Source organism: Achromobacter sp. Root83 (genome assembly GCF_001428845.1).
Lineage (GTDB): Bacteria > Pseudomonadota > Gammaproteobacteria > Burkholderiales > Burkholderiaceae_B > Achromobacter.
This window is the reverse complement of sequence record NZ_LMIU01000011.1, coordinates 28,237-47,896: the sequence shown is the minus strand read 5'-3', so window position 1 is coordinate 47,896 and position 19,660 is coordinate 28,237. Positions and strand designations below refer to the sequence as shown.

Genomic DNA, 19,660 nt, shown 5'->3' with positions numbered 1-19,660 from the left:
CGTAACGCTGTCTCGCCAATCCCCACAGAGGCGCAGACTTCGGGCACGCTGAAACCCTTGTCCTTGACCATCCGAACAGCTTCCAGCTTGAACTCGGCTGTAAACACGCGTCTTCTAATCTTGGTCATGACCCACCTCCTAGGTTCAACCTAACTGGGTGTCTACCAAAATTAGACCACTACACAATCGCAGCCCCGCACCCCCCAGGCCCCCGCCATACCAGGCGTCAAAAAAACTCCATCCCCCGCCAGCAATACCGCAGTAACGAACCAAAACACCAAAACACCAAAACTTCAAAACACTAAAACACCACGAACCAATCACCCCGCCCGACCCACCCCCTCCCGAGCCCCCAAATACTCCACCAACAGCTGCTCCACCAACGTCCCCACAGCCAAGATCTCCTGCGCGGCCCCCACTCCCTGCCCCGCGCTCCAAACATCCTTCCAAGCCTTCGGCCGCGAACTCTTGTCCATATTCGCCGGCGGCGCCTCGCCCCCTTTCGCCAGCACCAGAGGATCCAGCCCCGCCGCCCGGATACTGGCCGACAGATAGTTCGCCGGCACGCCCGAGAAATACGGCGTATAGGTCACATCCGCCGCCTGTGCCTCCAGCACCATCTCCCGATACGCCTCGTTCGCCAGCGACTCCTGCGTCGCGATAAAACGCGTGCCCATATACGCAAAATCGCAGCCCAGGATCTGCGCCGCCAGAATGTCCTTGCCGTGGCTGATGCAACCCGACAGCGCCAGCGGCCCGTCATAGAACGCGCGGATCTCATTCACCAGCGCGATCGGATTGACCTGCCCCGCATGGCCGCCCGCGCCAGCCGCCACCAGGATCAGCCCATCAACCCCCGCGTCCAGCGCCCGCTTCGCATGCCGCACGTTCGTCACATCGTGATAGACCAGACCTCCGTATGGATGCACCGCCTTCACCACCGCCTCCGGCGCCTGCAGCGAAGTAATGATGAGCGGCACGCGCCGCTCGGCGCAGATCGCCAGATCGCCCTGCCAGCGTTCATTGCTGGGATGGACGATCAGATTCACCCCGTACGGCGCCACCTTGGCGTCCGGATCGGCCTTGCGCTTCGCCGCCAGACCCTCCTCGATGCGGGTAATCCAGTCGTGCAGCCGCTCCTGCGGACGGGCATTGAGCGACGGAAACGTGCCGATGATCCCCGCCGCGCATTGCGCCACCACCAATTGCGGCCCCGAGACCAGGAACATAGGGGCGCCGATGACTGGCAATCGGGTCTGGGCGTGCAGCGCAAGCGGAGGATTCATCGTGGGGCTCCGGTGAGGATCAGTTGGCCTGAATGTTGGCGCTTTGGATCACGTCCGACCAAAGCGCATACTCGCGGTCGATGCGGCTTTGCAGGGCCGCGGAATCGCCGGTATTGATGGCGTACCCGCCCTCTGTCATCGCCTGGCGGAAAGCGGGGTCCTTCGACACCTCGCCCAGCGCGCGCGTCAGGCGCGCCGACACCGCATCGGGCAGCTTCTTCGGGCCCACCAGCGCATACCAGCCCACCACTTCATAGTCCTTCATGCCGGCTTCGATCATCGTCGGCACGTCCGGCAATTCAGGGTTGCGCGTCTTCGAGGTGACAGCCAGCGCGCGCGCCTTGCCGCTCTTGATGAAAGGGATGGCCGTGCTGGTGATGTCGAACATGAACGTCACCTTGCCGCTGATCACGTCCATCATGGCCGGCGAGTTGCCGCGATAGGGCACATGCAGCATCGCGGCTTCCGACTGCTTCTTCAGCAGCTCCGCGGACAGGTGATTGGATGCCCCGATGCCCGCCGACCCGAACGACACGGCGTCGGGATGCGAACGCGCATAACCGACCAGCTCCTCCACATTCTTGGCCGGAATCTGCGGACCGATCAGCAGCACATTGGCATAGTCCACCACTAGCCCGATCAATGAAAAATCCTTGCGCGGATCGAACAGCGTACTGCGCTGCACCAGCGGCGACATGGTCAGGGTCGGACTGGCCGCGAAGCCCAGCAAGTAACCGTCGGGCGCGGCCTTCGCGGTGGCGTCCGACGCAATCATGCCGCTGGCGCCCGCGCGGTTTTCCACCACCACCGTCTGGCCCAGCTTGTCGCCCAGATACTTGGCGAAGACGCGGGCCGTGGTGTCCACGGGGCCGCCCGGGGCATAGCCCACCAGCAGGCGGATGGGACGTTCCGGATAGCCTTCCGCCCACGCGCCGTGGGTGGTGGCCAGTGCGGCAACGGCGGTCGCCGCGGCAAACAGGTTCTTGATGTTCACGCTCTTGTCTCCTTGTGCATGAGTGGCGGGTCGTGGAGCGGAACGTCTGTCCGCGCCTACGCCAGCCTTTCTTTCAGGGGTTGCTTCAAGATCTTTCCGCTGACCGTGGTGGGGATCGTGTCGATGGGGACGATACGCGCCGGCCGCTTGTACGGCGCCAACTGCGCGCGCAGATGCAGCATCAGCAGGTTGATGTCGATCGTGGCGCCGGGCAGGGGCTCGACGAAAGCGATGACCTCTTCGTTCTGGTCGGCGGTGCCACGGCCCACCACCGCCGACAGGCGCACGCCCGGGAACGCGTTGATCACCGACTCGACCTCGATCGGATAGACGTTGAACCCAGAGCGGATGATCAGGTCCTTGGAACGTCCCGAGATGAACAGCGCGCCTCCGGCGTCGACAAAGCCGATATCGCCCGTGTCGAGCCAGCCGCCGGGCAGCAGCGCCTGCGCGGTTTGCTCGGGGCTGCGGTAGTAGCCAAGCATCACGCCGGGGCCCCGGATCAGGATGCCGCCGCGTTCGCCAGGCACGGGTACGCCGGCATCGGGGCTACCGATGCGTATTTCCACGCCGTCAACGGCATGGCCTGCGGAACAATCGTCGCGCGGCGCATCGATGTCGGTGACGAACATGGAGCCGGCGTACTCCGTGATGCCGTAGCCGTGATGCATCGGCACGCCGAAGTAGCGCTGCGCATCGCGCTTCAATGTCGGGTCGAGCGCCGCGCCGCCGGTGTAGAGATAGCGCAGGGCGGGCGCGCGCAGTTCCGCGCGCGGGGGGGCCACGGCCATCATGCGGCTGAACATGGTCGGCACGCCCTGCAGGATGCTGACGCCTGGATGCTCCAGCGCCTTGAAGGCGTCGGCCGCATCGAAACGGCTGCGCAGCACCAGGCTGGCGCCCGCGTGCAGCGTGGCCATCAGCACGGTCGCGATGCCAAAGATGTGCGACATGGGCAGCGCGGCATAGCCGATGTCATGCGGCGCCAGGCGCCGCGACTCCGCCGATACCCGCGCAAAATGCAGCAGACCCCGGTGCGGCACCATCACGCCCTTGGGCGCGCCCGTGGTGCCCGACGTATAGATCACGGTGGCCACTTCCGCCGCCAGTTCGCCGGCTTCCGCCTGCGTCGGCCGGGACGCGCGCACGGCCTGCACGCCAGGCCCCCAGACGGCCGGATCCGCGTCAGCAGCGCCGGCGGCGTCGGCATGGGCGGCCGCCGAGGGCGAGATGCCCGTGGTGTACAGCAGCAGTTCAGGCTGCGCATGCTGACGGATGGTGTCCGTCTCGCGCGCCGACAGGCGGGCGTTCACGCCCACGGGCCAAGCGCCCGCCAGGCTGCATCCGAACAGCGCCGCGATCATGGCCGAGCAGTTCTCGCCCACCATCATCACGCGGTGGCCGGGATGCACGCCCTGGTCCCGCAGCCAGCCGGCCACGTCCTGCACGCGCTGCCACAGTTGCGCGTAGCTCAGCGTGCCGCCGCCTTCTTCGTACAGGCAGATGGCGCCGGGCTGCCGGCGCGCCTGCGATGCGAGCACATCATGGATGCGGGTGTGGGATTCTGCGTGAGACATCGAAGTTGCCGTACGAATCAAAGCGTCGCCTGGGTGCCCAGGATTGCGGTGGATTGGCTGGACAGCGTGCCGCCGTTGCCATGCACGAGCGCGAGCTGCGCGCCGCCGACCTGGCGTGCGCCGCCTTCGCCGCGCAATTGGCGCACGGCTTCGATCATGATGAAAACGCCGTACATGCCTGGATGCACGCAGCACAGGCCGCCGCCATTGGTGTTGACGGGCAGCCTGCCGCCGGGGGCGATGGCGCCGTCCGCGATGAAATCCTTGCTTTCGCCCTTGGCGCAGAAACCCAGGTCCTCCAGGAAGAGCAGGGTGTTGATGGTGAAGGCGTCGTACAGCTCCACGACGTCGATGTCCTTGGGCGCCACGCCCGCCATGTCGAAGGCGCGGCGGCCGGATTCGGCGGCGGCGGTCACGGTCAGGTCTTCCATCGAGGAAATCTGCCGGTTCCACACCGCCGTGGCGTTGCCCAGCACATAGACGGGCGGCCGGGGCAGGTCGCGCGCGCGGTCCGCGCGCACCAGCACATAGGCGCCCGCGCCGTCGGTGACCAGGCAGCAGTCGCGCACGCTCAGGGGGTCGGACACCATGCGGGCGGACAGGATCTGATCCAGCGTGGCGGGTTCGCGCAGTTGCGCCTCGGGATTCAACTGCGCCCATTGGTTGGCTGCCAGCGCCACCTGCGCCAGATGTTCGCGGCGCGTCCCGTACTGATGCATGTGGCGGGCCGCCGCCAGCGCATAGGAAGACAGCGGGCTCAGCGGATCGTAGGGGGTTTCGTAAGGCTGGGGATCGAACTGCTTGCGCACACGCCCGACCTCGGCGCGGCTCAGCGTGGACGTGCGCTGGGTGCTGCCGTAGCAGACCAGCACCGCGTCGCATTGGCCCGAGGCCAGCGCATGCAGCGCGGGCAGCAGGTGCGCCACGAAGCTGGAACCGCCCAGCATGGTGCTGTCGATGAAGGTGGGGCGGATGCCCAGGTGTTCGATCACCGGCATGGCCCACATGGGCGCGGCGACGCTGGCCGTGCAGATGCCGTCGATGTCGCGCATCGTCAGGCCCGCGTCCGCCACGGCGCGTTGCGCCGCCTGCACCAGGATTTCCATATCGGTATAGCCCGTGGCCTGGCCCAGGCCGGCGTGGCCCACGCCGGCCACCGCCACGGCGCCGCGCAAATCGTTCAGCGTCATTGCGCCTCCTTGTTGGGTACGAACACCACCAGTCCTTGTCCGTTCTGCCGGGCCACCTGGGCGCGGACCGCCATGCCGATATGCACCGCACCGGGCGCGACGCCCTCCACGCGGCTCATGAGCCGGACACCTTCCTGCAGGTCGATCAGGGCCACGTTGTAGTCGCCGCCCGCGTCGGGCTTGCGCCGCACGACGGTGGTGGAATAGACGGTGCCGCGCCCGTCGGGCGCGGTCCATGCAAGCTTGTCCGCGCCGCAATGGGGGCAGATCATTCGGGGATAGAACACCGCGCGGTCGCAGCCGCCGCAATGCTGGATAAGGAACCTGCCGTCGTCGAGCGCCTGGCGGTACTGCGCCTCGACGCCCTGCGGCACGGATTCCTGCTGATCGGGAACAGTCATGATGCGATGGGATTCCAGTGAATGACGGATGCCAGGGCCTGTGGACAGGAACCTCGCATGGGTTGGCAGGCACTAGTGTCGGCAGTGTGGGCCGCTTCGGCCATTCTTCATTGCTGAAGCAGGCCTTTTGCGAACCTGTAGTGGTCCGCGCCCTACACGCTGCGCGAAGCCCGTCTTCGGAAGAGCCAGATTGTCCGGGCGTCCAGGCCGTGGCTAGATACCGGGCAAAGGAGGTAGACCATGAACCTGACCTGGACGCCGGAAGAGCGCCAATTCCGTGAAGAGGTGCGCGCCTTCGCCGCCGCCAAGCTGCCGGACGATATCCGCGCCAAGGTGCTGCGTCATCAGCGGCTGGAACGCGACGACTACGTGCGCTGGCACAACATCCTGACCGATCAGGGCTGGGGCGCGCCGAACTGGCCCGTCGAGCACGGCGGCACCGGATGGAATGCGCTGCAGCGCCTGATCTTCGAAGTGGAATGCTTCAAGGCGGGCGCGCCGCGCCTGCTGCCCTTCGGCCTGTCCATGATCGGCCCGGTGCTGATGAAGTACGGCAGCGCCGACCAGCAGGCCCGTCTGCTGCCGCGCATGCTGCGGGTGGAGGACTGGTGGTGCCAGGGCTATTCCGAGCCGGGTTCCGGGTCCGATCTGGCGTCGCTGAAAACGCGCGCCGTGCGCGATGGCGACGACTACGTGGTCAACGGCCAGAAGACCTGGACCACGCTGGCGCAATACGCCGACTGGATGTTCTGCCTGGCGCGCACCGATCCGGATGCGCGCGCGCAACGCGGCATCTCGATGCTGCTGCTGGACATGCGCTCCCCGGGCGTCACCGTGCGCCCAATCCGCACGCTGGACGGCGGCCACGATGTCAACGAGGTCTGGCTTGAAGACGTGCGCGTGCCGGCGGCCAATCTGGTGGGCGAAGAGAACCAGGGCTGGACCTACGCCAAGTATCTGCTCGGCCATGAACGCACCGGCATCGCCGGCCTGGGCCATTGCCACCGCGAGCTGGGCATCCTGAAGACCATGGCGGCGCGCGCGCAGTCGCATGGCAGGCCCCTGCTGGCGGACAGCCGCCTGCGCGACCGCATCTCGCGTATCGAGGTGGACATCATGGCGCTGGAGATGCTGCTGCTGCGCGTGGCGTCCAGCAACGATGGCGCACCGGGCCCGGAGGCCTCGGTGCTGAAGATCCGCGGGTCCGAGATCCAGCAGGACCTGGCCATGCTGCAGATGGAGATCGCCGGACCGGACGCCTGGCCCTACGACCCGGACTGGCTGCAGGCCGGCAACGATTTCCACGGACCCGGGCCCGAGATGGCGGCCGCCGCGGGCGCGGGCTACGCCGATATGCGCAAGACCTCGATCTACGGCGGCACGACCGAAGTGCAGAAGGGCATCATCGCCCGCCTGGTGCTGGGCCTGTAGGCCCGGTGTGCAACCCGACAGGAACACGACGCATGGATTTCCTCTATACCGAAGAACAGCGCATGCTGGCCGACAGCCTGCGCCGCCTGGTGGACCAGGCATGGACTTTCCCCCAGCGCCGCGCCCGTCAGGCCGCCGGCAGGCTCGACGCGCAAGCCTGGGGCGCGCTGGCTGAACTGGGCGTGCTCGGCCTGAACATTTCCCAGGATTTCGGCGGTTTCGGCGAAGTGCCGGCCAGCCTGCTGCCGGTGCACGCCGAACTGGGCCGCGGGCTCGTGTCCGAACCGGTCATCCCCAGCGCGGTCATGGGCGCGGCGCTGATCGACGCTTGCGGCGGCGCGGCGCGTGGCCTCTGGCTGCCGGCCATTGCGTCGGGCGAGGCCATCGTCAGCGTGGCCTACCAGGAACCCGGGCGCCGCTACGACACGGACCCGCTGGACTGCCGCGCCGCGCGGACCGCCGAGGGCTGGTGGCTCAGCGGCGCCAAGCATCTGGTCTGGCATGGCGCCGCCGCCACGGCCTGGCTGGTGAGCGCGCGCGGTCCTCAAGGGCAGACCGTGCTGCTGGCGGTGCCGGCGGACGCGGGCGGCGTGCGCGTCACGGACACGCCCACCTTGGATGGCGCGCGCTGCGCGCGGCTGGACATGGACGCGGTCGGCCTGCCGCCCGAGGCCTTGCTGGCCGAGGGCGAAGCCGCCGACCAGGCCCTGGCCCACGCTTTGCAGTGGGGCACGGCGGCACTGTGCGCGCATGCGGCGGGCGCCATGGAGCGCTTGCTGGAAATCACGGTGGAATACCTGAAGACGCGCAAGCAGTTCGGCCAGCCGCTGGCGTCCTTCCAGGCCTTGCAGCACCGCCTGGCCGAGATGCTGGTGGCCAAGGAGCTGGCGCTGTCGATGGCCTACGTGGCGGTGGCGGCCCTGACCGAACCCGACGCCGCGCAGCGCCGCCGCATGATCGCGTCGGCCAAGCTGGAGGCCGCGCGGGCCGGCCGGCTGGTGGCGCAGCTGGCGGTGCAACTGCACGGCGGCATGGGCATGACGGACGAATTGGAGGTGGGCGACTATTTCAAGCGCCTGACCGTGGTGGATCAGTTGCTGGGCGACACGGCCGAGCAGTTGGCCATACTGGAGGAGCTGGCATGAGCACCGGGAACCCCGAATTCACGCAGATCCGTTTCACGCTGGAGCGGGGCGTGGGCGTCATCACGCTCAACCGCCCTGAACGCATGAACAGTTTCACCGACGTCATGCACGCCGAGCTGGCGCGGGCGCTGGACCTGATGGAGGCCGACCCCGGTTTGCGCGGCCTGGTGATCACCGGCGCCGGACGCGGATTCTGCGCGGGACAGGATCTGGGCGAGCGCAAGCCTGCGGAGGACGGCTCGCGCCGCGACCTGAGCCTCATGCTGGAAAAGAACTACCGGCCCCTCATCAACCGCCTGCGTGCCTTGCCCGTGCCGGTGGTGTGCGTGATGAACGGCGTGGCCGCCGGGGCGGGCGCCAGCCTGGTGCTGGCGTGTGATGTCGTGTTCGCCGTGGAGTCCGCCCGCTTCGTGCAGGCGTTCAGCAAGATCGGCCTGCTGCCGGACGCGGGAGGAACCTGGTTCCTGCCGCGGCTGGTGGGGTCGGCGCGCGCGATGGGCGCCGCCCTGTTCGGCGAATCCGTCACGGCCGCGCAAGCGGAGTCCTGGGGGCTGATCTGGCGGGTGGTGCCCGACGCGGCGCTGGCGGACACCTTGGCCCAGGTGGCCGGCACGCTGGCGGCCGGGCCCACCCGGGCCTACGCGGCCACCAAGGCGGCGCTGCATGCGTCCAGCGGTAACACGCTGGCGCAGCAGTTCGACATGGAATGCCGGCTGCAGCGCGAACTGGGCTACACCGACGACTATCTGGAAGGCATGCGGGCGTTTGCCGAAAAGCGCGCGCCGGCGTTCACGGGGAAGTGACGCGCGGCCGCGGCCGGGCAGGCAGCTTTCTTGCCGCCGGCTGGCCGCGGATTCAAGGCGTGCGCGAGGACTGGATCTGTTCGATGAGGTCGCGCGCGCAGCCGGGCAGGGCGTCGACGTCGCGCACCAGCAGCTTGCGTTCGCGCACGACCCAGGGTTCGTCCAGCTCGACCACGCGCAGCTTGGTGTCGGCGCCATAACGGCGTGCCGCCGAATCGGGAATGACGCCGACGCCGACGCCCGCCTGCACCATGCGGCAGATCGAATCGAAGCTGTAGAGCTGGATTCGCTGCGGCAGGCGTTGGCCGACGCGCTCGAGCTGGTCGCGCAAGAAGGCCACCAGGGTGGAGCCTTCGTGCATGGTGATGAACGGATAGCGCACCGCATCCACCAGTTTGACCTTGTCCTGGTCCTGCAGCGGATGGCCGTTGGGCACGACCAGCACGAGCCGGTCGGTGCTGAAGTGGATGGTCTGCAGTTCGGGCGCATCGACCGGGCCGGCCACGATGCCCAGGTCGGTGGTGCCGTCCAGCACGCCGCGCACGATGTCGCGCGTCAGCCTTTCCTGCAGGTCCACCGTGACGCCGGGGTGGCCGGACAGAAACTGCGCCAGGATGTCCGGCATGAACTCCGTGACCGCCGTGGTGTTGGCGAAAATGCGGATGTGGCCGGTGTCGCCATCCGACTGTTCCTGGAAGTCATGCTTAAGGTGATCCACCTGCCGCATGATGACCCGCGCATGCTGCAGCAGCTTCTGGCCTGCGGGCGTGATCTCCACGCCGCGGCTGTCGCGGTAGAGCAGTCGGGAATTGAGCTGATTCTCCAGCGCCTTGATCCGGACGCTGACCGCGGCCAGGGACAGGTGCGCCCGCTTGGCCGCCTGGGTCAGGCTGGGGGATTCGGCGATGTGGATGAACAGTCGGAGGTCGGCGAGATCGAAGTGCATGGTCCGTATTTTACGGCGCGCGGCGCCGGAGGCGGGCGGGATGTCCGATTCAGGCGCCGCAAACCCCGCCTTGAGGAAAAACGAATTCACAACGGGGACGGCTTGCGGGCATGCTTCAGGCTGCAAAAACTCCACCAAAGGATATCGGCATGACTTCTACAGATCCGGCAGCATGGATCGGCAGTGGCGAACGCAAGGCGGACGCCATGGATCCCGGCCATGCCGCGCGCATCGCCGCCACCTTGGGTGGTCCCGTGCCTGCCCCGGGCGATCCCCTGCCGCCCCTGTGGCAGTGGGCTTTCTTCATCAGCACGGTGGGCATGGACGGCTTGGGGACGGATGGCCATCCGTCGCGCGGCGGCTTTCTGCCGCCCGCGCACGACCGCAACCGCATGTGGGCCGGCGGCCGCGTGGAGTTCCGCCAGCCGCTGAAGGTCGGCGTGCCGGCCGAACGGGTGTCCACCGTGGCCGAGGTCAAGGAAAAATCGGGCCGTACCGGCTCCCTGCTGTTCGTGACCGTGCGCCATGAATACCAGCAGTCCGGCGAAGTGGCCATCCTGGAAGAACAGGACATCGTCTATCGCCAGCCATCGCCGCCCAAGCTGACGGGCAGCGAGCCCGCGCCCCAGGCGCAATGGCGCGATGCCGTCGATCCGACCCCGGTGCTGTTGTTCCGCTATTCCGCGGTGACCTTCAACGGCCATCGCATCCACTACGACCATCCCTACGTGACCGGCGTCGAGGGCTACCCCGGGCTGGTGGTGCATGGCCCCCTCATTGCCACCGAGATGGTTGCCGCCTTCGTCCGCGCCCATCCCAAAGCCCGCCTTACGCATCTGTCCTACCGCGGCTTGCGCCCGCTGATTTCGCCCGCGCCCTTCCAGGTGGCCGGCCGCTTGACCGAGCCGGGCGTGGCCCAGCTCTGGGCCGAGCAGGACGGCACGCTGGCCCACCAAGCCGAATTGAGGTTCACCGAATGAGCACGCAGGACTCCCGCCCGCTGGACGGCATTACCGTCATCAGCCTGGAACACGCCATCGCCGCGCCTTTCTGCACCCGCCAACTGGCGGACATGGGTGCGCGCGTCATCAAGATAGAACGGCCGGGCGGCGGGGATTTCGCCCGCGGCTACGACGAACGCGTGCGCGGCCTGTCGTCGCACTTCGTCTGGACCAACCGTTCCAAGGAAAGCCTCACGCTGGACCTGAAGCGGGACGAGGCGGGCGGCATCATGGAGCGCCTGCTGGAAACCGCCGACGTGCTGGTGCAGAATCTGGCCCCCGGCGCCGCCGCGCGGCTGGGGCTGTCGTTCGAGGCGTTGCAGGAAAAGTATCCGCGCCTGATCGTCTGCGATATCTCGGGCTACGGCGAGGGCGGCCCCTACCAGGACAAGAAGGCCTACGACCTGCTGATCCAGAGCGAAAGCGGCTTTCTGTCGGTGACCGGCACGAAGGACGATCCGGTCAAGGCCGGCTGCTCGATCGCGGACATCGCCGCGGGCATGTACGCCTACTCGGCCATCCTGAACGCCTTGCTGCTGCGTCAGAAGACGGGGCGGGGCAGCCGCCTGGACGTTTCGATGCTGGAAAGCATGGTCGAGTGGATGGGGTTTCCCATGTACTACGCCTTCGACGGTTCGGCCCCGCCCGTGCGCGCCGGCGCCGCCCATGCCTCCATCTACCCCTATGGGCCATTCCCGGTGGGTGACGGCTCCACCATCATGCTGGGCCTGCAGAACGAGCGCGAATGGCGTGTCTTCTGCGCCCAGGTGCTGCGCCAGGCGGAATTGGCCGAAGACCCGCGCTTCATTTCCAATTCACTGCGCACCGCCAATCGAGACGCCTTGCGCGCGCTGATCGAGGCCGCCTTCGCCGGCCTGTCCATCGAACAGGTGACCGACCGCCTGGAGGACGCGCAGATCGCCAATGCGCGCGTCAACGACATGGCGGGCGTGTGGGCCCACCCGCAACTGCAGGCCCGCGCCCGCTGGAGCCAGGTGGACAGTCCCGCCGGCGTCCTGCCCGCGTTGCTGCCGCCCGCCAGCAGCAACGCCTTCTCGCCGCGCATGGGCGCGGTGCCCGCCGTGGGCCAAAATACCGATGCGGTGCTAGCATCGTTGGGATACGCGCCCGACCAGGTCGCGACATTCCATGCCTCGGAGGTTGTGTGATGCATCCCGTCGTTCGTAGCGCCCTGTTTGTGCCGGCCTCCCGGGCCGAGCGCATCCCCAAAGCGCTGGCCGCCGGCGCGGACGCGGTTATCGTCGACCTGGAGGACGCGGTCGAACACCTGGCCAAGGCTTCCGCCCGCGAAGCCCTGTGCGATTTCCTGGGCATGCATCCCCAGGCGCGGCTGTGGGTGCGCATCAACGACGCCTCGACCTCCTGGCACGACGACGACCTGAAGGCCTGCCGGGGCAAGCTCGGCGTCACCGGCATCCTGCTGCCCAAGGCAGAAAGCCTGGGGCAGGTGCGGCACGCCGCGCAGACGGGATTGCCCGTGATCCCCATTCTGGAAACGGCCCAGGGCATCCTGAGCGCCGCCGAAATCGCCGCGACGCCTGGCGTCGCGCGCCTGGCGTTTGGCAGCCTGGACTACGGCCTGGATCTGGGACTGACGCCCGACACGCCGGGCGCGGAAACCGTGCTGGACCACGCCCGGGTGCAGGTGTTGCTGCATACCCGGGCAGCCGGCCTGGCGCCCGCGCTGGACGGCGTCTTTCCCGGCGTGCAGGACCAGGCCGGGCTGGCCGCCGCGGCCGGCCGGGCGCAGCAGATGGGATTTGGCGGCATGCTGTGCATCCATCCCACGCAGGTGCCGGTCATCCATGCGGCCTTCGTGCCGGCGCGGCAGGAACTGGAATGGGCGCGGCGCGTCATCGCCGCGCATCGCGACACCGCCGCGGGCACCTTCATGCTGGAAGGCAAGATGGTCGACGCGCCCGTCATCGCACGCGCCCGCCTGGTGCTGGCCCAGGCGGGAGAATCCGCGGGTGCTTCGGCAGGCGCGTCACGCGCGTCAGGCGCCTGACGAACGCGAGCGATCGGCTCAATCTTTATAAGGCAGGCCCATGAGCGATGCGCTCTTCATCGGACACACCTACATCGACGTCACCGTGCTGGCCGACGAATGGCCCACGGGCGACCAGAAAAGCGTGGCGCGCGACTATGCCGTGTCCTTTGGCGGCAATGCGGTCACGGCCGCGTTCGCCTGCGCGCGGCTGGGCTCGCCGCCCGACCTGATCTGCTCGCTGGCGCCGGACTGGCTGGGCCACATGTACACCGACATGGCAGCCGCGCACGGGGTGTCGCTGCATGCGCGCAAGGTGCGCCGTTCGTCCCTGTCGTTCATCATGCCCAACCACGGCAAGCGCGCGATCCTGCGCGCGCGTGACGTGGAATATCTGAATGACTTCCCCAGGCTGGATATCGGCGGCTACCGGGTCCTGCACCTGGACGGCCATCAGCCGGACGCCGCCCTGCATTACGCCCGGGCCTGCCGGCAGGCCGGCGTGCTGACGTCGCTGGACGGCGGCGGCGTGCGCGAAAACACCGACGAACTGCTGCGCTACATCGACGTGGCCGTGTGCGCGGAACGCATGTGCGAACAGATGGGCCTGACGCCGGAAGGCCTGCTGGACCTGCTGAAGGCGCGCGGCTGCCGCATCGGCGCCGTCACCATGGGCGAGCGCGGCATGCTCTGGTACGACGAGACGGGGCGGGTCGACACGCTGCCTTCGCTGGACGTGCCCGGCGCGCGCATCGTCGATACCTCGGGGGCCGGAGACGTATTCCACGGCGCCTATGTCTGGTCCTGCCTGAACCGGCCCGATCTGCCCTGGGTAGAGCACTTCACCTTCGCGCGCGCCGCGTCGGCCCACAAGATCCAGCATCTGGGCAACGAGGCGGGTCTGCCCCGCGTCGAGGACGTCGAGCGCGCGGTGATGGCGTTCACGCCGAAGGCGTGATGGCCGGGCCGCGCGCACGCAGCGCACGGTCCATTTCTTCCTTGGGTTCCACGTCCGTGGTGCATTCGGCCGCGGCCAGTTCGTCCGCGCACTGTTCGTCCGCGGTCTATTCGCGCACGGCCTATTCGTCCACGTTCCAATCCGTGATTCGTTCGATCGCCTGATCCTGGATCGCTTCGATCCATTCGCCGATGGGCTTGCCCCCCAGCGCCAGCGTGGGGGCCAGATCCCGCAAGGGCAGCAGCACGAAGGCGCGCAGATGCATGCGGGGGTGGGGCAGGGTCAGCCGTTCGTGGTCCAGCCGCGCGTCGCCGTGCAGCAGCAGATCCAGATCCAGCGTGCGAGGGGCGTTCCGGTAGGGGCGCAGGCGGCCGTGCTGGTTTTCCAGCGCCTGCAGGACATCCAGCAGGGCCAGTGGCGGCAGGACGGTATCCAGCGCCGCAACCGCGTTGACGAAGTCCGGGCCCGTGGCGTCCACCGGCGCGCTGCGGTAGAAAGGCGACGCGGTCACCGCCGCCACGCCCGGGGTATCTTGCAGCTCGGCGAGGACGCGGCGCAGGGTGGCCGCGCTGTCGCCCAGATTGGCGCCCAGGCCGATGTAGGCGCGGATGGGCGGGCGGGACACGGGATTACTCGGAGCCGGGAGCGCTGCGCGGCGCGCTGCGGCGAGGCCGGCGGCGCTTGCGCGCGGCGGGGGCGGACGGGGCGTCGGCGGCGTCGCGCGGCAGGCGCGCGACTTCCTCGATCATGTCGGCGCGGGTGGTGTCGTCGGCATTGGCCAGGTCCATCCACCACTGGGCCAGCACGCTGTCGAATTCGCCGGCGGCGGCGCGCAACTGCAGGAAGTCGCAGGCGGCGCGAAAGCGCGGCTGCTCGATCATGCGGAAGATGGTCTTGCCCATGCGCCGTTCAAATCGCGGCTGCATGAACCAGATCTCGCGCATGTCCGACGAGAAGCGGCGCTGGATGGCGAGCTTTTCGGTCTGTTCTTCCAGCACCGAGTCCGCCGCCGCGGACAGCGCCGGGATCGTGTGCTCGCCTTGCGCGCGCAGTTGCTTCCAGCGCACGTCCACCTGCTGCCACAGCAGCGCGGCGAACAGGAAGCTGGGGCTGATGGTCTTGCCGGCGCGCACGCGCGCGTCGGTGCGTTCCAGCGCGAGCTCCACGAAATGTTCGCCACCGGGCTGTTCAAGCACCACGTCCAGCATGGGCAGCAGGCCGTTGTGCAGGCCATCGGCGCGCAGTTGGCGCAGGCAGTCCATGGCATGGCCGCAGGTCAGCAGCTTGAGCATTTCGTCGAACAGGCGCGAGGCCGGCACGTTCTCGATCAGTTCGGCCATGGTGCTGATCGGCTGGCGCGTGGCCGGGTCGATCGTGCCGTTCAGCTTGGCGGCGAATCGCACCGCGCGCAGCATGCGGACCGGGTCTTCGCGGTAGCGCTTGACGGGGTCGCCGATGATGCGGATCTGGCGCTTTTTCAGGTCGGCCACGCCATTGTGGTAGTCGATGACTTCCTCGTTGTGCGGGTCGTAGTACAGCGCATTCATGGTGAAGTCGCGGCGCTTGGCGTCTTCTTCCTGGGAACCGAAAACGTTGTCGCGCAGGATACGGCCGTGCTCGTCGGTTTCCTGGTCTTCCGAGGCCGGAGCGCGGAAGGTGGAGGTTTCGATGATCTCCTGGCCGAACACGACGTGGACAAGCTGGAAGCGGCGGCCAATGATGCGGGCGCGGCGGAACAGCGGGCGGATCTGTTCGGGCGTGGCGTTGGTGGCCACGTCGAAGTCCTTGGGTTCCAGCCCCACGATCAGGTCGCGTACCGCGCCGCCGACGATGTAGGCTTCGTAGCCATGCTGGCGCAGGACCTCGCATACCTTGATCGCGTGGCGCGAAACGTTGCGGCGGTCGATGCCGTGCTTGTCGCGCTCGATGCGCAACGGCCCCTTGGGTGCCGGCGCGAACAGTCGGCCGACGAATTTTTTTATGGTTTCAGTGATCATTTAGGACTTCGAATCTTCCATGTGGTCGAACAGGTCGATCACTTGCCAGCCGCGTTCCTGAGCGATATTGCGCAGGGCAGGGCTGGGGTTGGCGGCGATCGGACGGGTCACCTTTTCGAGCAGCGGCACATCATTGACCGAATCGCTATAGAAAAACGATTCGGAGAAATCCGCAAGCCCCAACCCCATGCCGGCGAGCCAATCGTTGACGCGCACCACCTTGCCTTCCTTGAAGCTGGGCGTGCCCAGGATCCGGCCGGTGTAGCGGCCGCGCAGATATTCCGCGTCGGTCGCGACCAGATGGGGCACGCCGAAGGCGCGGGCGATGGGGGCGGTGACAAAGCTGTTGGTGGCCGTGACGATGGCGCAGAGGTCGCCGGCTTCCAGGTGCGATTCCACGAGGTTGCGCGCGGCGGGGGTGATGGACGGGCGGATGACTTCGCCCATGAAGGCTTCGTGCCAGGAAGCCAGGTCGTGGGGCGGATGCGCGGCCAGCAGGCCGAGCATGAATTCGGCGGCCTGTTCGGCGGTCAGTTCGCCGCGGTTGTAGCGGTCCATCAGATCGTCGTTCAGGCGGCGGGCTTCAGCGGGATCGCCCGCCCGGCCCGTGCGCGCCAGATAGTCGGCCCATTGATAGTCGCTGTCCAGCGGCAACAGGGTGTGATCCAGGTCGAACAGGGCAAGACGTCGGGTGGTCATGAGCGTTGTGAATCAGGATCTGCGAGCATGGCCCGCAGCAGGGGCAGGGTGATGGGGCGGCCGGTGGCCAGGGAATAGCGGTCCAGCGCGTCTAGCAGCGCGGCCAGCTTGCGGATGTCGCGCTCGTGATGCGTGAGCATCCAGTTGATGATTTCGGGCGCCAGGTGCAAGCCTCGTTCGGCCGCCTGGGCCGAAAGCGCGGCCAGCTTGTCTGCATCGGACAGCGGATCCAGGCGGAACACCAGGTCCCAGCCCAGACGGGTGCGCAGGTCTTCGCGCAGCGGCATCGACAAGGGCGCGCGGTCGCCCGTGAGCGCCAGCGCGAACGCGCGGCCCGTGGCGGCGGATTCGCGCCAGCGGTTGTACAGCGCAAAGAGCGCGGCCTGGCGGCTGTCGTCCATGCGATGCACGTCGTCGACCGCCACGAACTTGGGCATGGGCGATTTGGAATCGGCCTCCGCCAGGCGGCGCAGCATGGTCTCGCCGTTGGCCGCATCGATGAACACCGCGTCGGGACGCGCCGTGAGCGCGCGCAGCAAATGGGTGCGGCCGCAGCCCGCGGCGCCCCAGATATACAGGGCGCGGCCCGGATCGAGCGCGCGCACGGCGGCCAGCGCTTCCCCGTTGGGGCCGGCGATATAGTTGTTCAGCGATGGCGCTGGCGCGGGAAGAACGTCGAGCAGCAGCTGGCGGTTCATGAGAGGTTATCAATCAGGCTTTTTCGGGACTTCCGAAAACCAACGCCGCGAACATTCGTAGCAGATTTCGTAGCGGATTTCCGCCGCTTATTTCCGCGGAACGACATGCCGGGCAGCGCTGCCGGGTGCCGGAAAAGCCAAGAAAATCGGTGATACAGGGGCTGGAAAAGCCCGTGGCTGGCCAAAACTGCCTTGCCTTGGGCTTTAACCGCCAGAAACTGGCAAAATCAATACCGGCCAACCCTACACTTTAAACCACCTGGGGGGATGGTGTCGCGTCCGAGCGCTTGGCCTGGCTTGGGTTTGCGCCCTTCCGCCCAGCTTGCGCCCGCGACATCGTAAAATGCAGGGCGTTCCACCAAAATCCCAGCAATTGTTACATACCCCACGGCATTTCTCATGACGAATCAACCTAAAGCCCCCCTGACCTACCGCGATGCCGGTGTCGATATCGACGCAGGCGACGCCCTGGTCGACCGTATCAAACCCCTCGCAGCGCGCACCATGCGCCCCGGGGTGCTGGCCGGTATCGGCGGTTTTGGCGGCCTGTTCGAAGTGCCGAAGTCCTACAAGGAACCCGTGCTGGTGTCGGGCACCGACGGCGTGGGCACCAAGCTGCGCCTGGCGTTCGACTGGAACCGCCATGACACCGTGGGCATCGACCTGGTCGCCATGAGCGTCAACGACATCCTGGTGCAGGGCGCGGAACCGCTGTTCTTCCTGGATTACTTCGGCTGCGGCAAGCTTTCGGTGGACACGGCGGCGTCGGTGGTGGGCGGCATTGCCAAAGGCTGCGAGCTGTCGGGCTGCGCGCTGATCGGCGGCGAAACCGCCGAAATGCCGGGCATGTATCCGGACGGCGAATACGACCTGGCCGGCTTCGCGGTGGGCGCGGTCGAAAAGTCCAAGATCATCGACGGCAAGTCGATCAAGACGGGCGACGTGGTGCTGGGCCTGGCGTCCAGCGGCGCGCATTCCAACGGCTATTCGCTGCTGCGCAAGATCCTGGAACGCGCCGACGCCAAGCCCGACGACGATTTCCACGGCCAGCCGCTGGTCGACGTCGTCATGGCGCCGACGCGCATCTACGTCAAGCAGGTTCTGGCCGCGCTGGCCAAGCACGGCACCGCCATCAAGGGCCTGGCCCACATCACGGGCGGCGGCCTGCTGGACAACGTGCCGCGCATCCTGCAGGACGGCCTGTCGGCCAAGCTGCACCGCGACGCCTGGGAAATGCCCAAGCTGTTCCAGTGGCTCCAGCAGCAGGGCGGCGTCGAGGACACCGAAATGTATCGCGTCTTCAACTGCGGCATCGGCATGGTGCTGGTGGTGGACCCGGCCCAGGCCGACGCCATCGCGGGCACGCTGCGCGAGCAGGGCGAGACCGTCAGCAAGCTGGGCGAGATCGTTCCCCAGGAAGAAGGCATGGCGCAGACCTTCGTGGTGTAAAGCCGCGCTGGCCATGCTGTAAAAAAAACCCGCCTTGGCGGGTTTTTTCATGTGGACGCCCGACGCGGCGGCTTCTGCATGGCGCCGCCTGCCCGCGAGGCATCCAGTGCGGGCGTCAGCCCTTCAGCGCCCCCGCCACGGCCTGGATCGTCCGGGCCACGGCATCCGCCGCCAGACAGTCCACGACGACGCGTTCTGGCTGCGCGCGCAGCCAGGTGATCTGCCGCTTGGCCAGTTGGCGGGTGGCGGCAATGCCCTGCTCGCGGGCGGTGTCCAGGTCGATTTCGCCGTCCAGGTGGGCCCACATCTGGCGGTAGCCCACACAGCGGACCGACGGCAGGCCGGGGTGCAGATCGGTTCTGGCGTGCAGGCCGCGCACCTCGTCCAGCAGGCCGCGGGCCAGCATGGCGTCAAAGCGCTGTTCGATGCGCGCGTGCAGCGCGGCGCGGTCGGAGGGTTCCAGGCTGAGGGTCAGGTACTGGTTGGGATCGTCGTCCGGCTTGCGCTGGCCGCGCTGCAGCAGCGCGGACATGGGCTGGCCGGACAACTGGCAGATTTCCAGCGCGCGCTGGATGCGCTGGCTGTCGTTGGGGGCCAGGCGCGCGGCGGTGACCGGGTCCAGCACTGCCAGCTCGGCATGCAGCGCGGGCCAGCCCTGCCGCGCGGCGCGCGCTTCCAGCTCGGCGCGCAGCGCCGGGTCGGCCTGCGGCAGGTCGTCCAGGCCGTCGCGCAGCGCCTTGTAGTACATCATGGTGCCGCCGGCCAGCAGCGGGATGCGTCCGCGCGCGCGGATTTCCCCGATCAGACGCAGCGCGTCCGCGCGGAACTCCGCGGCCGAATACGACTGCGCGGGGTCCAGGATGTCCAGCAGATGCTGGGGCACGCGCGCCTGTTCCTCGGGAGAGGGCTTGGCGGTGCCGATGTCCATGCCGCGATAGATGGTGGCCGAATCCACATTGACGATTTCCAGCGGCCAGCGTTCGGCCAGCGCCAGCGTGGATGCGCTCTTGCCGGCCGCGGTGGGACCGGCAAGACAGATGACCAGGGACGCAAGGGGGGGAAGGGAAGCCGACAAAC

General features: G+C 67.7%; 20 protein-coding genes. 8 read left to right on the top strand and 12 right to left on the bottom strand.

What is annotated here, in order from left to right; translation table 11 throughout:
* The 6 genes from ASE30_RS28500 to ASE30_RS12370 form a co-directional block, all read right to left on the bottom strand.
* The coding region (locus ASE30_RS28500) for a transposase (protein WP_156407630.1) at positions 1–128 on the bottom strand (128 nt) is incomplete at its 3' end.
* Between the two features lie 192 nt (positions 129–320).
* Positions 321–1,286: a nitronate monooxygenase family protein gene (locus ASE30_RS12390; protein ID WP_057284615.1), complete on the bottom strand. Its 966-nt coding sequence runs from the start codon at positions 1,284–1,286 to the stop codon at positions 321–323.
* 19 nt (positions 1,287–1,305) lie between these two features.
* A complete protein-coding gene (locus ASE30_RS12385) occupies positions 1,306–2,280 on the bottom strand; it encodes a tripartite tricarboxylate transporter substrate binding protein (RefSeq protein ID WP_057284614.1) in 975 nt (324 codons plus the stop codon).
* 56 nt (positions 2,281–2,336) lie between these two features.
* Positions 2,337–3,857, bottom strand: coding sequence for a class I adenylate-forming enzyme family protein (locus tag ASE30_RS12380; protein WP_057284613.1), 1,521 nt, complete (start codon positions 3,855–3,857; stop codon positions 2,337–2,339).
* A 17-nt stretch (positions 3,858–3,874) separates the two neighbouring features.
* Complete coding sequence (locus ASE30_RS12375; protein WP_057284612.1) at positions 3,875–5,047, bottom strand: thiolase; 1,173 nt, start codon at positions 5,045–5,047, stop codon at positions 3,875–3,877.
* Positions 5,044–5,448: a Zn-ribbon domain-containing OB-fold protein gene (locus ASE30_RS12370; protein WP_057284611.1), complete on the bottom strand. Its 405-nt coding sequence runs from the start codon at positions 5,446–5,448 to the stop codon at positions 5,044–5,046. Before ASE30_RS12370 ends, ASE30_RS12375 begins: the two co-directional genes overlap by 4 nt.
* A gap of 240 nt (positions 5,449–5,688) precedes the next feature.
* Here ASE30_RS12370 and ASE30_RS12365 point away from each other — a divergent pair, with 240 nt between their 5' ends.
* The 3 genes from ASE30_RS12365 to paaG are packed head-to-tail and all read left to right on the top strand — an operon-like array spanning position 5,689 to position 8,827.
* A complete protein-coding gene (locus tag ASE30_RS12365; protein ID WP_057284610.1) occupies positions 5,689–6,879 on the top strand; it encodes an acyl-CoA dehydrogenase family protein in 1,191 nt (396 codons plus the stop codon).
* A 32-nt stretch (positions 6,880–6,911) separates the two neighbouring features.
* Positions 6,912–8,024 (top strand): acyl-CoA dehydrogenase family protein, encoded by a 1,113-nt coding sequence (locus tag ASE30_RS12360; RefSeq protein WP_057284609.1) that lies wholly within the window; start codon positions 6,912–6,914, stop codon positions 8,022–8,024.
* Positions 8,021–8,827, top strand: a complete 807-nt coding sequence (gene paaG / locus ASE30_RS12355; RefSeq protein ID WP_057284608.1) for a 2-(1,2-epoxy-1,2-dihydrophenyl)acetyl-CoA isomerase PaaG — start codon at positions 8,021–8,023, stop codon at positions 8,825–8,827. The genes ASE30_RS12360 and paaG overlap by 4 nt, the downstream gene beginning before the upstream one ends.
* 52 nt (positions 8,828–8,879) lie before the next feature.
* On the opposite strand, the gene ASE30_RS12350 is transcribed toward paaG, so the two are convergent.
* On the bottom strand, positions 8,880–9,773 hold the full coding sequence (locus ASE30_RS12350) for a LysR substrate-binding domain-containing protein (protein ID WP_057284618.1): 894 nt from the start codon (positions 9,771–9,773) through the stop codon (positions 8,880–8,882).
* Between the two features lie 149 nt (positions 9,774–9,922).
* Here ASE30_RS12350 and ASE30_RS12345 point away from each other — a divergent pair, with 149 nt between their 5' ends.
* The 4 genes from ASE30_RS12345 to ASE30_RS12330 are packed head-to-tail and all read left to right on the top strand — an operon-like array spanning position 9,923 to position 13,740.
* Positions 9,923–10,753, top strand: a complete 831-nt coding sequence (locus ASE30_RS12345) for a MaoC family dehydratase N-terminal domain-containing protein (protein WP_057284607.1) — start codon at positions 9,923–9,925, stop codon at positions 10,751–10,753.
* Positions 10,750–11,943 (top strand): CaiB/BaiF CoA-transferase family protein, encoded by a 1,194-nt coding sequence (locus ASE30_RS12340; protein ID WP_057284606.1) that lies wholly within the window; start codon positions 10,750–10,752, stop codon positions 11,941–11,943. Before ASE30_RS12345 ends, ASE30_RS12340 begins: the two co-directional genes overlap by 4 nt.
* Complete coding sequence (locus ASE30_RS12335) at positions 11,940–12,803, top strand: CoA ester lyase (RefSeq protein WP_057284605.1); 864 nt, start codon at positions 11,940–11,942, stop codon at positions 12,801–12,803. Before ASE30_RS12340 ends, ASE30_RS12335 begins: the two co-directional genes overlap by 4 nt.
* Before the next feature lie 40 nt (positions 12,804–12,843).
* Entirely contained in the window at positions 12,844–13,740 is an 897-nt protein-coding gene (locus ASE30_RS12330; RefSeq protein ID WP_057284604.1) for a sugar kinase, read from the top strand.
* Positions 13,741–13,861: 121 nt separating this feature from the next.
* Here ASE30_RS12330 and ASE30_RS12325 read toward each other — a convergent pair whose 3' ends face one another.
* Genes ASE30_RS12325 through hda form a run of 4 tightly spaced genes read right to left on the bottom strand, consistent with a single transcriptional unit; the run spans position 13,862 to position 17,134 of the window.
* The gene (locus tag ASE30_RS12325) at positions 13,862–14,365 is read right to left on the bottom strand and encodes a 2-amino-4-hydroxy-6-hydroxymethyldihydropteridine diphosphokinase (RefSeq protein WP_057284603.1); all 504 of its coding nucleotides are present in this window, start codon (positions 14,363–14,365) and stop codon (positions 13,862–13,864) included.
* A 4-nt stretch (positions 14,366–14,369) separates the two neighbouring features.
* Complete coding sequence (gene pcnB / locus ASE30_RS12320; protein WP_057284602.1) at positions 14,370–15,737, bottom strand: polynucleotide adenylyltransferase PcnB; 1,368 nt, start codon at positions 15,735–15,737, stop codon at positions 14,370–14,372.
* Entirely contained in the window at positions 15,738–16,436 is a 699-nt protein-coding gene (locus tag ASE30_RS12315; RefSeq protein WP_057284601.1) for an HAD family phosphatase, read from the bottom strand.
* Entirely contained in the window at positions 16,433–17,134 is a 702-nt protein-coding gene (gene hda / locus ASE30_RS12310; protein ID WP_057284600.1) for a DnaA regulatory inactivator Hda, read from the bottom strand. The genes ASE30_RS12315 and hda overlap by 4 nt, the downstream gene beginning before the upstream one ends.
* A 399-nt stretch (positions 17,135–17,533) precedes the next feature.
* Between hda and purM the strand changes: the two genes are divergently transcribed.
* Positions 17,534–18,583: a phosphoribosylformylglycinamidine cyclo-ligase gene (gene purM, locus ASE30_RS12305; RefSeq protein WP_057284599.1), complete on the top strand. Its 1,050-nt coding sequence runs from the start codon at positions 17,534–17,536 to the stop codon at positions 18,581–18,583.
* Positions 18,584–18,698: 115 nt separating this feature from the next.
* Here the strand turns inward: purM and miaA are convergent, their stop codons facing one another.
* Complete coding sequence (gene miaA, locus ASE30_RS12300) at positions 18,699–19,658, bottom strand: tRNA (adenosine(37)-N6)-dimethylallyltransferase MiaA (RefSeq protein WP_057284598.1); 960 nt, start codon at positions 19,656–19,658, stop codon at positions 18,699–18,701.
* Positions 19,659–19,660: the final 2 nt, after the last annotated feature.

Coding starts and splice junctions, on each gene's coding strand:
- ASE30_RS12315 (WP_057284601.1), bottom strand. CDS start 16,436: ATGACCACCCGACGTCTTGCCCTGTTCGACCTGGATCACACCCTGTTG.
- ASE30_RS12375 (WP_057284612.1), bottom strand. CDS start 5,047: ATGACGCTGAACGATTTGCGCGGCGCCGTGGCGGTGGCCGGCGTGGGC.
- ASE30_RS12370 (WP_057284611.1), bottom strand. CDS start 5,448: ATGACTGTTCCCGATCAGCAGGAATCCGTGCCGCAGGGCGTCGAGGCG.
- pcnB (WP_057284602.1), bottom strand. CDS start 15,737: ATGATCACTGAAACCATAAAAAAATTCGTCGGCCGACTGTTCGCGCCG.
- ASE30_RS12330 (WP_057284604.1), top strand. CDS start 12,844: ATGAGCGATGCGCTCTTCATCGGACACACCTACATCGACGTCACCGTG.
- paaG (WP_057284608.1), top strand. CDS start 8,021: ATGAGCACCGGGAACCCCGAATTCACGCAGATCCGTTTCACGCTGGAG.
- ASE30_RS12380 (WP_057284613.1), bottom strand. CDS start 3,857: ATGTCTCACGCAGAATCCCACACCCGCATCCATGATGTGCTCGCATCG.
- ASE30_RS12345 (WP_057284607.1), top strand. CDS start 9,923: ATGACTTCTACAGATCCGGCAGCATGGATCGGCAGTGGCGAACGCAAG.
- ASE30_RS12360 (WP_057284609.1), top strand. CDS start 6,912: ATGGATTTCCTCTATACCGAAGAACAGCGCATGCTGGCCGACAGCCTG.
- ASE30_RS12365 (WP_057284610.1), top strand. CDS start 5,689: ATGAACCTGACCTGGACGCCGGAAGAGCGCCAATTCCGTGAAGAGGTG.
- ASE30_RS12340 (WP_057284606.1), top strand. CDS start 10,750: ATGAGCACGCAGGACTCCCGCCCGCTGGACGGCATTACCGTCATCAGC.
- ASE30_RS12350 (WP_057284618.1), bottom strand. CDS start 9,773: ATGCACTTCGATCTCGCCGACCTCCGACTGTTCATCCACATCGCCGAA.
- ASE30_RS12390 (WP_057284615.1), bottom strand. CDS start 1,286: ATGAATCCTCCGCTTGCGCTGCACGCCCAGACCCGATTGCCAGTCATC.
- purM (WP_057284599.1), top strand. CDS start 17,534: ATGACGAATCAACCTAAAGCCCCCCTGACCTACCGCGATGCCGGTGTC.
- hda (WP_057284600.1), bottom strand. CDS start 17,134: ATGAACCGCCAGCTGCTGCTCGACGTTCTTCCCGCGCCAGCGCCATCG.